Origin of the sequence: Serratia grimesii NBRC 13537, assembly GCF_001590905.1 — a bacterium.
Lineage (GTDB): Bacteria > Pseudomonadota > Gammaproteobacteria > Enterobacterales > Enterobacteriaceae > Serratia > Serratia grimesii.
In genome coordinates this window covers 98,953-114,096 of the sequence record NZ_BCTT01000012.1, presented here as the reverse complement: position 1 = coordinate 114,096, position 15,144 = coordinate 98,953, and the positions used below count along the sequence as shown (strand labels likewise).

At 53.5% G+C, this 15,144-nt stretch carries 14 protein-coding genes; 12 read left to right on the top strand and 2 right to left on the bottom strand.

Annotated features, from left to right (window positions below; all coding sequences use genetic code 11):
• The first annotated feature begins 11 nt into the window (after positions 1–11).
• From nuoI to nuoN, 6 genes are all read left to right on the top strand, one after another.
• On the top strand, positions 12–554 hold the full coding sequence (gene nuoI, locus SGR01S_RS16435; RefSeq protein WP_004947256.1) for an NADH-quinone oxidoreductase subunit NuoI: 543 nt from the start codon (positions 12–14) through the stop codon (positions 552–554).
• A 13-nt stretch (positions 555–567) separates the two neighbouring features.
• Positions 568–1,128, top strand: coding sequence for an NADH-quinone oxidoreductase subunit J (gene nuoJ, locus SGR01S_RS16430; RefSeq protein WP_037420982.1), 561 nt, complete (start codon positions 568–570; stop codon positions 1,126–1,128).
• Positions 1,125–1,427, top strand: a complete 303-nt coding sequence (gene nuoK, locus SGR01S_RS16425) for an NADH-quinone oxidoreductase subunit NuoK (RefSeq protein ID WP_012146014.1) — start codon at positions 1,125–1,127, stop codon at positions 1,425–1,427. The genes nuoJ and nuoK overlap by 4 nt, the downstream gene beginning before the upstream one ends.
• On the top strand, positions 1,424–3,271 hold the full coding sequence (nuoL, locus tag SGR01S_RS16420; protein ID WP_037420978.1) for an NADH-quinone oxidoreductase subunit L: 1,848 nt from the start codon (positions 1,424–1,426) through the stop codon (positions 3,269–3,271). The genes nuoK and nuoL overlap by 4 nt, the downstream gene beginning before the upstream one ends.
• Positions 3,272–3,370: 99 nt before the next feature.
• The gene (nuoM, locus tag SGR01S_RS16415; RefSeq protein WP_037420975.1) at positions 3,371–4,900 is read left to right on the top strand and encodes an NADH-quinone oxidoreductase subunit M; all 1,530 of its coding nucleotides are present in this window, start codon (positions 3,371–3,373) and stop codon (positions 4,898–4,900) included.
• Positions 4,901–4,906: 6 nt separating this feature from the next.
• Positions 4,907–6,364: an NADH-quinone oxidoreductase subunit NuoN gene (gene nuoN / locus SGR01S_RS16410; protein ID WP_037420972.1), complete on the top strand. Its 1,458-nt coding sequence runs from the start codon at positions 4,907–4,909 to the stop codon at positions 6,362–6,364.
• A 72-nt stretch (positions 6,365–6,436) separates the two neighbouring features.
• Here the strand turns inward: nuoN and SGR01S_RS16405 are convergent, their stop codons facing one another.
• Complete coding sequence (locus SGR01S_RS16405) at positions 6,437–7,312, bottom strand: LysR family transcriptional regulator (protein WP_037420969.1); 876 nt, start codon at positions 7,310–7,312, stop codon at positions 6,437–6,439.
• A gap of 336 nt (positions 7,313–7,648) precedes the next feature.
• Between SGR01S_RS16405 and SGR01S_RS16400 the strand changes: the two genes are divergently transcribed.
• The 5 genes from SGR01S_RS16400 (at position 7,649) to SGR01S_RS16380 (ending at position 13,114) form a co-directional block, all read left to right on the top strand.
• Positions 7,649–9,481 carry a thiamine pyrophosphate-binding protein gene (locus tag SGR01S_RS16400; protein WP_061808023.1) on the top strand — a complete coding sequence of 611 codons (1,833 nt, stop codon included), beginning with the start codon at positions 7,649–7,651 and terminating at the stop codon, positions 9,479–9,481.
• A gap of 90 nt (positions 9,482–9,571) precedes the next feature.
• The gene (locus SGR01S_RS16395; protein ID WP_061808022.1) at positions 9,572–9,997 is read left to right on the top strand and encodes a cupin domain-containing protein; all 426 of its coding nucleotides are present in this window, start codon (positions 9,572–9,574) and stop codon (positions 9,995–9,997) included.
• A 102-nt stretch (positions 9,998–10,099) separates the two neighbouring features.
• A complete protein-coding gene (locus tag SGR01S_RS16390; RefSeq protein WP_061808021.1) occupies positions 10,100–10,963 on the top strand; it encodes a DMT family transporter in 864 nt (287 codons plus the stop codon).
• A gap of 184 nt (positions 10,964–11,147) precedes the next feature.
• Positions 11,148–12,392 carry an MFS transporter gene (locus tag SGR01S_RS16385; RefSeq protein WP_037420962.1) on the top strand — a complete coding sequence of 415 codons (1,245 nt, stop codon included), beginning with the start codon at positions 11,148–11,150 and terminating at the stop codon, positions 12,390–12,392.
• Between the two features lie 227 nt (positions 12,393–12,619).
• Entirely contained in the window at positions 12,620–13,114 is a 495-nt protein-coding gene (locus SGR01S_RS16380) for a DUF1097 domain-containing protein (RefSeq protein WP_037420959.1), read from the top strand.
• 1 nt (position 13,115) lies between these two features.
• Here the strand turns inward: SGR01S_RS16380 and SGR01S_RS16375 are convergent, their stop codons facing one another.
• Positions 13,116–14,099, bottom strand: a complete 984-nt coding sequence (locus SGR01S_RS16375) for a substrate-binding domain-containing protein (protein ID WP_061808020.1) — start codon at positions 14,097–14,099, stop codon at positions 13,116–13,118.
• Between the two features lie 267 nt (positions 14,100–14,366).
• Here SGR01S_RS16375 and idnO point away from each other — a divergent pair, with 267 nt between their 5' ends.
• The gene (gene idnO, locus SGR01S_RS16370; RefSeq protein WP_061808019.1) at positions 14,367–15,131 is read left to right on the top strand and encodes a gluconate 5-dehydrogenase; all 765 of its coding nucleotides are present in this window, start codon (positions 14,367–14,369) and stop codon (positions 15,129–15,131) included.
• The last annotated feature ends 13 nt before the right edge of the window (positions 15,132–15,144 follow it).

The following is a 15,144-nucleotide window of genomic DNA, read 5'->3' as shown; positions in this document are numbered from 1 at the left end:
GTGAATAAACCATGACATTGAAAGAGTTATTGGTTGGTTTCGGCACCCAGGTGCGCAGCATTTGGATGATAGGCTTGCATGCCTTCGCCAAGCGCGAAACCCAGATGTATCCGGAAGAACCGGTTTACCTGCCGCCGCGTTACCGTGGTCGTATTGTGCTGACGCGCGATCCTGACGGTGAAGAACGCTGTGTGGCTTGTAACCTGTGTGCGGTTGCTTGCCCGGTGGGCTGTATCTCGCTGCAAAAAGCAGAACAGAAAGACGGCCGCTGGTACCCGGAGTTCTTCCGCATCAACTTCTCGCGCTGCATTTTCTGCGGCCTGTGCGAAGAGGCTTGCCCGACTACCGCGATCCAGCTGACGCCGGATTTCGAAATGGGTGAGTTCAAGCGCCAGGATCTGGTGTACGAAAAAGAAGATCTGTTGATCTCGGGGCCGGGTAAATATCCGGAATATAACTTCTACCGGATGGCCGGTATGGCGATTGACGGCAAAGCCAAGGGCGAAGCCGAAAACGAAGCCAAACCGATCGACGTCAAAGGTCTGTTGCCTTAAGGAGCCAGCAAGCATGGAAATTGCCTTTTATCTGGCAGGTTTGATTGCGGTGGTCGCGACAATTCGCGTGATCTCGCATACCAACCCTGTGCATGCGTTGCTGTATCTGATCGTCTCGTTATTGGCGATCTCTGCAGTCTTTTTCTCACTCGGCGCGTACTTCGCCGCGGCACTGGAAATCATCGTTTACGCAGGCGCCATCATGGTGTTGTTCGTGTTCGTGGTGATGATGCTGAACCTCGGCAACGCGGTGCAGCAGCAAGAGCGTGATTGGCTGAAGCCGTCGGTGTGGATTGGCCCGGGTCTGTTGTCGCTGGCGCTATTAGCGGTACTGATTGTCGCTATCCGCAGCGTGTCCGATCAGGGCATCAGCGGTGATATGGTTGACGCTAAAGCGGTAGGGATCAGCCTGTTTGGCCCTTACGTTCTGGCGGTCGAGCTGGCTTCAATGCTGCTGTTGGCTGGTCTGGTTGTTGCCTTCCACATTGGTCGTGAGCACAAACCGGGTGAGGTGTTGAGCAACGCCCCGGCCAGTAGCGAAATGGCGAGAAGAAAATCGGAGGAGCAAGCATGATCCCTCTTCAACATGGCCTGATTCTGGCGGCGATTCTGTTCGTCCTGGGTCTGACCGGGTTACTGGTTCGTCGCAACCTGCTGTTTATGCTGATCAGTCTGGAAGTGATGATCAATGCTGCGGCATTGGCGTTTATCGTCGCGGGTAGTTACTGGGGCCAACCAGACGGGCAGGTGATGTATATCCTGGCGATCAGCCTGGCGGCAGCCGAGGCCAGTATCGGTCTGGCGTTGCTGCTACAGCTCTACCGTCGTCGTCATACCCTGAATATTGATACTGTCAGTGAGATGCGCGGATGAACCTATTATATTTAACTATTCTGCTACCGCTGATCGGGTTCCTGCTGTTGGCATTTTCCCGCGGTCGTTGGTCTGAGAACACCTCGGCAACCGTCGGCGTAGGCTCTATTGGCCTGGCGGCACTGGTCACGGTGTATGTGGCGATGGATTTCTTCGCCCAGAAAGCCACTGGCGTGCAGCTGTTTGAACAAAGCCTGTGGAACTGGATGACCGTCGGTAACTTCAATATCGGTGTGACGCTGACGTTGGACGGCCTGTCGTTGACCATGCTGTCAGTGGTTACCGGTGTGGGCTTCTTCATCCACATGTTCGCGTCCTGGTACATGCGCGGTGAAGAGGGCTACTCACGCTTCTTCGCTTACACCAACCTGTTTATCGCCAGCATGGTGGTATTGGTCTTGGCAGACAACCTGTTGCTGCTGTACCTGGGTTGGGAAGGCGTGGGCCTGTGCAGCTACCTGTTGATCGGTTTCTACTATAAAGATCCGGCCAACGGTGCGGCAGCGATGAAAGCCTTTATCGTGACTCGCGTCGGTGACGTGTTCCTGGCATTTGCGCTGTTCATTCTCTACAACGAGTTGGGCACGCTGAACATCCGTGAACTGATGATCCTGGCACCGCAAAAACTGGCGATCGGCGATACGGCGATCACCTGGGCTACCCTGATGTTGCTGGGCGGCGCGGTCGGTAAATCGGCGCAGCTGCCGTTGCAGACCTGGTTGGCGGACGCGATGGCGGGTCCAACACCAGTTTCAGCATTGATCCACGCTGCAACCATGGTGACCGCGGGCGTTTACCTGATTGCACGTACTCACGGCCTGTTCCTGATGGCACCGGAAGTACTGCATTTGGTGGGGATTATCGGGGCAGTAACTTTGGTACTGGCGGGCTTTGCCGCGCTGGTGCAAACCGATATCAAGCGCGTGCTTGCCTACTCCACCATGAGCCAGATTGGTTACATGTTCCTGGCGTTGGGCGTACAGGCGTGGGATGCGGCTATCTTCCACCTGATGACCCATGCGTTCTTCAAGGCGTTGCTGTTCCTGTCCTCCGGTTCGGTTATCCTGGCCTGTCATCACGAGCAGAACATCTTCAAGATGGGTGGCCTGCGCAAGAGCATTCCGCTGGTGTACGTCTGCTTCCTGGTGGGTGGCGCTGCGCTGTCGGCACTGCCGCTGATCACCGCTGGCTTCTTCAGTAAGGATGAGATCTTGGCCGGTGCAATGGCTAACGGTCACATCAACCTGATGATTGCTGGTTTGGTCGGTGCGTTCATGACCTCACTGTATACCTTCCGTATGATTTTCATCGTGTTCCATGGCGAAGAGAAAATCAAAGCGCATGCCGGTAAAGGCATCACTCACCACCTGCCACTGTTGGTTCTGCTGGTGCTGTCCACCTTCGTTGGCGCGATGATTGTTCCGCCATTGCAGGGTGTACTGCCAGATACCACCGAGTTGGCACACGGTAGCGTGCTGCAACTGGAGATTACCTCCGGCGTAGTGGCTATTGTCGGCATTCTGCTGGCGGCGGCACTGTGGTTGGGCAAACGTAGCCTGGTTACACGTATCGCCAAGAGCGCGCCAGGGCGTTTCTTCTCGACCTGGTGGTTCCATGCCTGGGGCTTCGACTGGCTGTACGACAAAGTGTTCGTCAAGCCGTACCTGGGTATTGCGAAGTTGCTGCAACGTGATCCTCTGAACTCGATGATGAACCTGCCGGCCATCTTCTCCCGCTGGGGGAACCGAGGTCTGACAGTGAGTGAGAACGGTCAGGTGCGTTGGTATATAGCGTCTATGGGTGTGGGTGCAGTGGTCGTATTGGCTCTGTTGATTCTGGTTTAATTGAATAATTTAAACAGACGCATTTTTCGGGCGTAGCGCCTGCAGGGCAGGCGCTACGTACAAAGTTTGAAATTATTCGTATAAGGGACACAAAACGCCATGCTATTACCTTGGCTAATTCTTATCCCCTTTATTGGCGGTCTGCTGTGCTGGCAGTTTGAGCGCTTCGGTACTAAGGTGCCGCGCTGGATTGCATTAATCGCAATGGGGCTGACATTGGCGCTTTCTCTGTATCTGTGGATGCAGGGTGGCTACACATTGACTACGCCGAAAGGCATACCGCAGTGGCAGTCTGAATTCCTGCTGCCGTGGATCCCACGCTTTGGTATTTCCATCCACCTGGCGCTGGACGGCCTGTCACTGCTGATGGTGGTGCTGACCGGCCTGCTGGGCGTGCTGGCAATTCTTTGTTCCTGGCGTGAAATCCAGAAATACCAGGGCTTCTTCCACCTGAACCTGCTGTGGATTCTGGGTGGGGTAATCGGCGTGTTCCTCGCCATCGACATGTTCCTGTTCTTCTTCTTCTGGGAAATGATGTTGGTGCCGATGTACTTCCTGATTGCACTCTGGGGTCACAAGGCGTCGGACGGGAAGACCCGTATTACTGCGGCTACCAAGTTCTTCATCTATACCCAGGCCAGTGGTCTGGTGATGTTGATTGCCATTATGGGCCTGGTGTTCGTGCACTATAACGCGACCGGCGTGTGGACCTTCGATTACGAAGACCTGCTGCAAACGCCAATGTCACATAACGTGCAATACCTGCTGATGCTGGGTTTCTTCATCGCATTCGCAGTGAAAATGCCGGTGGTGCCATTGCACGGTTGGTTGCCAGATGCGCATAGCCAGGCACCAACCGCAGGTTCTGTGGACCTGGCGGGGATCTTGCTGAAAACCGCGGCCTACGGTCTGTTGCGTTTCAGCCTGCCGTTGTTCCCTGAAGCGTCACATGAGTTTGCGCCAATCGCGATGTGGTTGGGTGTGGTCGGTATCTTCTACGGTGCCTGGATGGCGTTTGCACAGACCGATATCAAGCGTTTGATTGCTTACACTTCAGTTTCCCATATGGGCTTCGTACTGATTGCCATCTACACGGGTAGCCAATTGGCTTACCAAGGCGCGGTGATTCAGATGATTGCACACGGTCTGTCTGCGGCCGGTATGTTCATCATCTGTGGTCAGCTGTACGAACGTCTGCATACTCGTGACATGCGTGAGATGGGTGGCTTGTGGGGACGTATTAAATACATTCCTGCTTTGTCACTGTTCTTCGCGGTGGCGACCCTGGGCATGCCGGGTACCGGTAACTTCGTCGGTGAATTCATGATCCTGTTCGGCAGCTATCAGGTTGTGCCGGTGATCACCGTGATTTCTACCTTCGGTCTGGTGTTTGCTTCGGTCTATTCGTTGATCATGATGCAGCGTGCCTACTACGGCAAAGCCAAGTCTGACCAACCCTTGCCGGGCATGACCGCGCGTGAGCTGTTCATCATCCTGTTACTGGTGGTGTTGCTGGTTCTGCTGGGGGTTTACCCGCAGCCGATTCTGGACACTTCTCATGCGGCGATGAGCAACGTGCAACACTGGTTTGGTTCGTCAGTTTCAGCAATTTCAACAACAAGGCCGTAATTCGCCATGACAATAACTCCTCAACAACTGATCGCATTGCTACCACTGTTGATCGTCGGATTGACGGTGGTGGTTGTGATGCTAGGCATTGCGTGGCGACGCGACCACTTTATCAACGCCACCCTAACCGTGATCGGTCTAAACCTGGCGCTGCTTTCGCTGTACTTTGTCGGCCAGGCTGGCCCAATGGACGTCACCCCGCTGCTGCGGGTTGACGGCTACTCGATGTTCTATACCGGGCTGGTGATACTGGCGAGTCTGGCGACCTGTACCTTTGCCTATCCTTGGCTGGTGGGTTACCCAGATAACCGTGAAGAATTCTACCTGCTGGTGCTGATTGCTACCCTGGGTGGTATTCTGCTGGCGAGCGCCAACCATTTGGCATCGCTGTTCCTCGGTATTGAACTGATCTCGTTGCCGCTGTTTGGTCTGGTGGGTTATGCCTACCGCCAGAAGCGTCCTCTGGAAGCGGCTATCAAGTACATGCTGTTGTCTGCTGCGGCATCATCATTCCTGCTGTTTGGTATGGCGCTGCTGTATGCCGAGTCTGGCGATCTGTCACTGGCCGGCCTGGGCAAAAGCCTGCAAGAAAATATGATGCACCAGCCGCTGATCCTGGCGGGTATGGGCATGATGATTGTTGGCTTGGGCTTCAAGCTGTCACTGGTGCCGTTCCAACTGTGGACACCGGATGTGTATCAGGGTGCACCTGCGCCGGTTTCAACCTTCCTGGCGACCGCCAGCAAGATTGCGATCTTTGCCGTAGTGATGCGTTTGTTCCTGTATGCACCAGCCGCCGATAACGAAGCGTTGCGTATGGTGCTGGCAATCATTGCAGTCTGTTCGATTCTGTTCGGCAACCTGATGGCCATCAGCCAAACCAACATCAAGCGTCTGCTGGGTTACTCGTCGATCGCCCATCTGGGTTATCTGCTGGTGGCGTTGATTGCGGTGCAAACCCATCAACTGTCGCTGGAAACCGCCGGTGTTTACCTGGCAGGTTACCTGTTCAGCAGCCTGGGTGCGTTCGGTGTGGTCAGCCTGATGTCTAGCCCATATCGTGGTCCAGACGCCGATTCACTGTTCTCTTACCGTGGTCTGTTCTGGCATAAGCCAATCCTGTCTGCGGTCATGACAGTGATGATGTTGTCACTGGCCGGTATTCCGATGACGCTGGGCTTTATCGGTAAGTTCTTTGTTATCGCGATGGGTGTCAGTGCTCACCTGTGGTGGTTGACCGGTGCAGTGGTACTGGGCAGTGCCATTGGTTTGTACTACTACCTGCGTGTGACCGTCAGCCTGTTCCTCAGTGCACCGGAAGCATTGCAGCGTGATACCCCAAATAACTGGGCGTTGACCGCGGGTGGTGTTGTTGTGCTGATTTCCGCCGCGTTGGTGCTGCTGTTGGGTGTTTATCCACAGCCGCTGATTACGCTGGTGCAGATGGCACAGCCGATGTTCTGATAGGCATCAAGGCAGTAAAAAAGGTCGCTTCGGCGACCTTTTTTTATGGGGCGGGGGGCATAAGGTGAGGGATCAGCCGGGGTTGTTTTTAAACGACTCTTCCAGAACCTGTACCACAGCACGCACGCGCGCCGCACGTTGCAGATCAGGGTGCAGCACCAACCAAATATCTACCCAGTCTTTATTCTCTGGGAAGATGCGCACCAGGTCCGGATCTTTATCCGCCAGGAAGGAAGATAGCAGGCCGATCCCCAAACCGTTACGCGTTGCCGAACGCAGAAGCAGCTGTGAATTGCACTGAAGCACCACGTTAGGGTCGATCAGCGCTTCGCCACAGAAGTCGTTCCAGTGTCGTGGTACCAGTTCGCGTGGGAACATCAGCAGATCGTGACCGCGCAGATGGTCGCCTTTGGTCGGCATGCCGTGTTTGTCGAGGTAATCCTGCGTTGCATACAGCCCCATTTCGATAGTGGCCATGCGCTTGATAATGAGTTCGTCGGATTCTGGCCGCGCACCCCGGATTGCTAAATCGGCACCGCGATAAGAAATGTCAGAGATATTCACCGCTGTCAGCATCGTAACCGTAATTAACGGGTGTTGCTCCCGCAGCGCTTTCAACGCCGGGATGACAAAGGCTTCAGCCATGGTATCCGTCGTGGCGATGCGCACATTGCCGCACAGGCTGTCGTCACCACTGGTGGCTTTGCGGCCAATCGCTTGTACTGCGTTTTCCATATTCATCACGTCGGCCAGCATTTCTTCACCCAATGGACTGAGGGAAAAGGATTTTGGCGTGCGGATAAACAGCTTGGAGCCCAAGCTCTCTTCAAACGCGGTAATGCGCCGCCCGACGGTGGCCTGATCGACGTGTAGTTCATTGGCGGCTTTTCGTAAAGTGCCGCAGCGCGCGACCGCCAGGAAGAAGCGTGCGTCATCCCAATTCATCATGCCATTTCCTTTGTACAGGCTTATCGGTCTTGTCAGTGTTCATTCTTGCGCAACCGTACAGGCTCTGGTTCAGGCTGCAAATGAGGCCCACGTATCATAATTATTTATTATGTTTCAGGATATGAATAAATGCATCAACGTGAAGCACTTTTGCATCTTTATTTTTACCCGACAATCTTTATGCTTATCAACGTTTATGCTGTGATCTGGCGCACATTTTGTGCCAATGTTACCTTAAACGCGTAAGCAGATACGCATGAGAGCCTGTCTCTGTGGCTAATCGCCTGGTGGGATCGACTCTATATCAGGTTGACCCACCACGACTGGACATTAAAAATGGAGTCTCACGCAGAGAAGTTATACACCCCTGTTGCCCTGGCGACTGCGGATGGTGTTAGGGTTATTGCGACACCCGGCGCGAAAGCGGCAACACAAAGTAATGCTGATGTGATTATCCAGGGTATTGAAGCCCGCGGCATTCAGCACATATTCCTGGTACCCGGCAAGCTGGTGTACCCACTGATTAAATCCATTGAACATTCAGGCATCACCGGCATCGTCGGTGCCCATGAAACCGCCTGTGGTTTTATGGCGGACGGTTACGCCCGTGCTAACCGCAAATTTGGCGTTTGCCTGGGTATCTCCGGCCCCGGCACCATGAATTTTTTGCCGGCGATGGCTGCCGCACAGGCTGATAAAATCCCGGTGCTGTATCTGGCCGGCGGTATCGCCACGTATCATGAAGCGCAAGGTGCTTTCCAGGATGGCAGCAATAGCGGCATCGATGAGCTGACTATCGTCAAGCCATTGCTTTCCGCCGCCATAGAAGTGAAAAACAACCTTACGTTGCAACATGAGCTGCGGCGCAGTTTGTCGTGTCTGAACACCCAACGCAAAGGCCGCGCTTATTTGAGCGTGCCGGTCGATATGCAAAAGAAAGTGGTTGCCGGTAATCATGATGCCAGCCCGCCACGCACAACACCGCAGTGCCGTGAAGCGGCAATCGATCAGCAGGGGCTGGATCAGGTGCTGGATGATTATCTGTTGCGTGGGCTAAAAGTTGCTTGTCTGGTCGGTAACCGCATGAACAACCCGCAGGATGCAGCCTTGTTGCTGCGTCTGGCGGAGAAGTACCGCTTGCCGGTCGCCACGACGCTATCCGGAAAGGGGGCTTTCCCTGAGGGACATGCGCTGGCACTGGGTCTGTATGGCTTCGCCGGCCACACCCGGGCAGTAGAGACCATCAATGGTGATGACGTTGATGTGCTGCTGGTATTGGGTTGCGATCTCAGCCAGCGCGATAGCCTGAACTGGAACTCACGGTTACATGGCACGAAAACGCTGGTGGTGATCGATGAAGATTTTGACAAGGTCAGTTCGCACTACCAGCCGGATATGCAGATTTTCTCTAGCCTGACGGGGGCATTACAACACCTGTTGGATGCGGTCAATGACGAAGATACGCATCTGGCCGATATCAAAGTGCTGCGCGATGTCTGGCTTGAGCAGGTGTGTCAGTTACCGTTGGAGCAACAGCGCCCTGATTTGCAAGCGCGTCTTGCGGTGGGTGAGGCAAACATGTACCCCGGTGATGCCATCAAACGCATTCGTCGCCATATGGATCAAGACACGAACGTCGTGGTCGACTCTGGCGCACACCGTATCTTTATGGCGCACCACTGGCTGGCGAGTGGGCGTGGCGATTACCATACCTCAAGCTCGTTGGCACCGATGGGGTGGGCGATTTGTGCGGGTATTGGCATCAAGCTGGCGGCTCCGCACCGTAATTGCGTGGTGGTCACGGGGGATGGCTGTATGCTGATGCACGGTATGGAAATTCAGACGGCCGCTCGTTATCAGGTCAAAATGACCTTTGTGGTGATGAACAACTGTGCCCACGGTGCAATGCATATCGACACGTTGCAAAACCGTGGTGTATCGGCGGATTACACTGCGCTGCCCAATCACGACTGGAAAGCCTTCGCCAACAGTCTGGGCGTCTCCTCAGCCAAAGCGGCAACGCTGGAGGAATTGGATGACGCGCTGGTTGCAGCGGCCGAACACGACGGCCCGTTTCTGATAGAAGTGTTGGTGGGAAATCATGTGGCGCCTAATCGATACTATGCCGAGAGCATCGTAGAATACGAGCAGCGTATCAAAGGCGTGTAAGGGCGTAGCCCTGTTAATCCGGGAGCCGTCTTTATTGTCCTTTGTATCACGCCATTCTATTTTACTTACAGTAGTCATGGAGCGATAACGATGTATAAACTGACACTTCTGGCATTAATGATGGCATTTCACGGCTATGCACAGGCCGCGGACGATCACGGTGAAGGCATTACCAAAGAAACTCTTCTGAAAACAGAGACGTCGTGGGAGGGTTCGCCGTACCAGCATTATCCTACCGGCGCTCCGCAGATCACCATGTTGAAGGTGACCGTTGAGCCGAACAAGGTGCTCGCCTGGCATACTCATCCGTGCATCAGCGCAGTCTATATGACGGGCGGCAGCGTCTCGCTGACAGTAAAGAAAACGGGTGTGAAGCACACTTTTAAGCAGGGTGACTCCTTTACCGACACGGTAGATATTGTGCATCAGGGCGTCTCCGGTGATAAGGGGGCCGAAATGCTGGTGTTCTTCGCCTGTGCCGATAACAAGCCCTTGACGGTGAAAGCTGCCGAATAATAGCCAGTCGTCTTTCACACAGCGGTGCTGTTGCCGTAGGGGGCGAAGAGATTCGCCCCGTTTTATTTTTGTCGCCCGTTGGGGCAGCATTCTGAGGAAATCATGGTTGCTTTGTGGATGGTTGTCGCCAGCGGGTTCTTTGCGCTGATGGGGGCCAGCATCAAACTGGCTTCGGCCAAAGTTGGCTTTTTCGACATCATTTTTTACCGCTCCGTCATTAATGTCCTGATCGTGGCCGCGCTGATTCAGGTTAAAAATCTGGGTTTTCGTACCCAGCATCTGGGCCTGCATATGAAACGCGCGGCTATCGGTAATGCGGCGATGTACTGCGGCTTCTATTCACTGATCCACCTGCCGATCGCCACCGCCACTACGTTGGGTTACACCAACCCGATTTTTCAATCGGCGATTGCCTTTGTCACTTCCAAGGGTCAGTTAACCGGAAAGCTGCTGTTCTCAGTACTGCTGGGGTTTATCGGTATTCTGGTGTTATTGCGCCCTGACGCACCAAACGGTGAGTATGCGGCGACCCTGATCGGCCTGCTTTCTGGCTTGCTTACGGCATTGGCCTATTTTAACGTCGGCAAGTTGGTGCGCAGTGGGGAACCCGAGCTGCGAGTGGTATTTTACTTCTCTCTGGTGGGGACATTGGTCGGTGGCGTAATGACGTCAGTGGTGGGGTTCACCGCCTTGGATAGCGCGATGATATTGTGTGTCTGTGCCATCGGCGTATTTGGCAGCCTGGGGCAAATCACCATGACTCGTGCCTATGGCAGCGGTAATGCTGTGATTGTCAGCATTCTTTCCTATAGCACCATCATCTTTTCCACGCTACTTGGCTATCTGCTGTTTGGCGAGAAGCTGTCTTACATTGCTGCCGGGGGCATGGCGTTGATTATTCTTTCCGGTGCGCTGGCTATTTTGAAACGCGCTCCAGCGAAGGCCCAGAAAGTGGAGGCTGTGTAACCACTGCCAGCCTGTTTCTTTCATAAAGAACAGTGAGTATTGCCAACGCGAATGCATTAATGAATCACTATGATGCATTCTTGGCTATTTTTACGGTTATACCCGAACGGTATGATAAACGCGTTTCCTGATGAGTTTGGTTTTCAGGGCTATGTGTTTATCCAGATTGTTTCGGGAGAGAAAAATGTCTGAAGGTGTGGCTGTTGATGAAGCAGCTAAAGCGAATTCGGGCGCGTCACATTTTGCCATCCTGCTGTTTCTAGCCTTGGCATTAATGTCCGCATTGCTCAACAGCAGTGCGCCGACACCGCTTTATCCGCTTTATCAACATGAGTTGGCATTAAGCTCGGTCAGTCTGACCGTCATTTATGGCGCTTATGCTGCTGGTGTGCTGATTTCATTGTTCGGTGTGGGCAACATGGCCGGCAAGGTGAAAGACCTGCGCAGCATGATTGTTCCTGCGCTGCTGGTGGTGCTGGCCGGGGCCTTATTATTTTCGATGGCCGATTCGTTCCTGATGATGTTTATGGCTCGTCTGCTGGCCGGGATAGGCACCGGAGCACTGACCGGGGCAGCCAATATTGCGCTGGTGCGTTTTGGGCCGAAAGACGGCGGTAAAAATGCGGCATTGATTGCGACATTGTCATTTACCACCGGTCTGGCATTAGGGCCGATTTTCAGCGGTATTGCCTTGCAAACAGGGTTCCATACCACGTCATTGCCGTTCATTATCATCATGGCGGTAGCGGCCATCGCCGCGCTCGGTGTGATGCTGAAATGGCCCGTTACTGCTTCTGTCGCGCCAGTTAGTGGCACCGCAGAAACCGGAGCTACAATAGAAAAAAGTTCGCTGGCAGATGGCTTGCGTGCTACAGGTGGTAAGTTCTTTCTGTGTGCGGGTGCGCTATTTATCTGTTGGGCTGTGGCCGCCAGCATTCTGGCGATTGGCCCGAGCGTGTCAGAAAAACTGCTGGGTATGCACAGCCGGGGTGTTTACGGGTATGTGATTGCGGTTTATCTGGTGATTGCCGGTATTAGCCAGATCCTGAGCCGCCGCGTTAATGCTCGTCACTCGCTGATGTTTGGCTGCCTGGCGCAAGCGCTGTCAGTTGTGGTGTTCGCCGAAGCGATACAGATTCATTCGTTGGGTCTGGCCAGTGCCGGTATGGTGATTGCGGGTTATGCTTACGGGGCTATCTTTGTCGGCAGCGCCACGTTGGTGAATCTGATTTCACCGAAGGCAAGCCATGCAAGATTGATTTCACTGTTTTATGTTATTGCTTATATTGCCAACTGGATCCCTATCCTGTTGGGGGTAGTTATCGACCATGCCAGTCTGCACTTGGCGGTCAACCTGTTATTCCTGGTCAGCGCCGTGGTGTGCTTAATTTTGAGCCTCATGGTGACCCGCGCGGGCTTCCCGCGCTGAGATTTCAGCGCCTGTTCTCATCTGGGCGTGAGTGAATCTTGGTAAACGATTTCCCTGGTGTTGTTGTGTGTCATTTCCAGCGTGCTTGTCACGCTGGTTTTTTTTTGTGACAAATTCCTCAATTCTGTAATTACCATTTTTCTCATTACATATTTTATGTGATTACCGTCATATATTTTTGCCGGTTTTCGCGTAAACTGCGCGCTTTCTTTTCAGCGGGTCGGTTTATGAACGTTATTTTTGCCATTGCTTTGACTACTGGGATCCTCTCTGGTGTTTGGGGATGGGTTGCGGTCAGCTTAGGGTTGATCAGCTGGGCCGGTTTTCTCGGCTGTACGGCCTATTTCGCGTGCCCACAAGGGGGATTGAAAGGGCTGTTGATCAGCACACTGACCAGTTGCAGTGGGGTATTTTGGGCTATGACGATCATTCACGGCAGTGAACTGGCTCCAGGCTGGAGTATGCTCGGTTATCTGCTGACCGGTGTGGTGGCTTTTTTGATGTGTATCCAGGCAAAGCAACAGTGGCTGGGGTTTGTACCTGGCACTTTTATTGGCGCTTGTGCGACCTTTGCCGGCGGCGGTGATTGGCCGTTGGTGACGTTGTCTTTACTGGTCGGGCTGGTGTTCGGTTACGCGATGAAAAACAGCGGCCTGTGGTTAGCAGCGCGCAATGAGAAAACCAAAACGGCCGCTATTGTTACCGAGAATGTTAACCGCTAATTCAAATGGTACCGCCGAGTGAAATGCGGTAGTGAAGGTCTACGCGCTCAATACAGGGCAGCCCTTTTATGCGCTTGAGCAAGATCTCAGTAGCGACCTTACCCATATCAAACCTTGGTGTAATCACGCTGGCAATGCCCGGCGTAGTGGCTTTGCCGATATCTAAACCGTGAAAACCTGACAGGGCGATGTCATGTGGAACCTTTAACCCGAGCCGCAGACACGCCTGCAACACGCCAACCGCCAGATCGTCATTGGTGCACAAGATGCCGTCCAAATCAGGGTAAAGTTGACGGGCCATTGCCAGCATATCGGAACCCACACTGACCGACGACACCCGATGCGGTGTGATTTGACGCGGCGTTAACCCTTGGTTCTCCATCGCCCGGCAATAGCCTTGAAAACGTTTGTTATCGCGTGCATCAGACATGGCGCCAAAATAAACTACCTGACGTTTGCCGCTGGCAAGCAGCGCTTCGGTCATGTCATAACCTGCCTGATAGTTATCAAACCCCACGGCAATTCGTCCCTCCGGTGCATCCAGATCCATCACCTGCGCTACCGGGATTTTTGCTGCCGCCAAGTATTTCTCTGCCCGCAGTGTGTGCTCTGAATCAGTGAGAATCAGCCCTGTGATTGGGTAGGCCAGCAGTTGGACAATATGTTCTTCCTCACGTTGGCGACTGTAGTCATAGTTCACCACCAGGGTCTGATAGCCGTGCTCCAGCGTGATGGATTCGATACCGGCTAACAGGTCGGCAAAAATTTGATTGTTGAACGAAGGGATCAGGACGCCAATTCGCGGTTTTTGAGTTGAGCGGGCTTCATCGCTGTCGGTGAAATTAACCTCTTTCATCACTTGGGCAATTTTCGCGGCGGTCTCTGCTGCCACTTTTTCTGGTGTGCGCAGATAGCGGCTGACGGTCATTTTTGTCACACCGGCGAGCAGTGCAATATCCTGCAGCGTGACGCGTTGGTTCTTCATTCTGAGGCCTTAGCTGGGGGCGGAAATAGCCCGTATGATGTCATGTTAACAAATCGATCTGGTGATAACAATCAACGCCGAAAAGTATAAAAACTATATTTTTCAATGAATTATATTAATGTGTTTTCGCAGCGCAATGCGTGGCTTCACGTTAAAGGTAACAGGTTTTAGTAACACCATTTTAAGTGATATCCATCACGTTTTTGCTAGCGGCAATCCGTTGTGATAGGCGCCTGTTCTCTCTGAATGACATGGCCGGGGTACGTTATGAACAACTTGTTTTCACTGGATAATAAAAAAATACTGATTACCGGCGCTTCTCGAGGCATTGGCTTTCTGCTGGCTCGCGGGCTGGCACAGTATGGTGCCCATATTTTGGTCAATGCGACCACTCAGGAAAATGCGCAGCGTGCCGTTGAAGCGTTGCGACGTGAAGGTTTCCGTGCCGATGCAGCGGCCTTTGACGTGACCGACTCTCAGGCTATTCATGCCTCTATTGAACGGATTGAGGCGGAAAGTGGCGGCATTGATGTGCTGATCAACAATGCCGGTATCCAGCGCCGTCATCCGTTTACCGAGTTCCCGGAAAAAGACTGGGACGACATTATTGCCGTCAATCAAAAGGCGGTCTTTATGGTCTCACAAGCCGTGGCGCGCCACATGGTACAGCGCCAAAGCGGAAAAATTATCAATATCGGCTCAATGCAGAGCGAACTGGGCCGTGACACCATCACGCCGTATGCCGCCTCAAAGGGGGCGGTAAAAATGTTGACGCGCGGCATGTGCGTAGAGCTGGCGCGCTATAACATTCAGGTTAATGGTATCGCTCCGGGCTACTTCAAAACGGAAATGACCCAGGCCCTGGCGGACAATGCGGAGTTTACCGCGTGGCTGACCAAACGCACTCCGGCTGCCCGCTGGGGTGATCCACAGGAGCTGATTGGTGCTGCGGTGTTCTTGTCATCAAAGGCATCGGATTTTGTTAATGGTCATCTGTTGTTTGTTGATGGCGGAATGTCCGCTGCGGTATAGCCGCCTGCTTAAT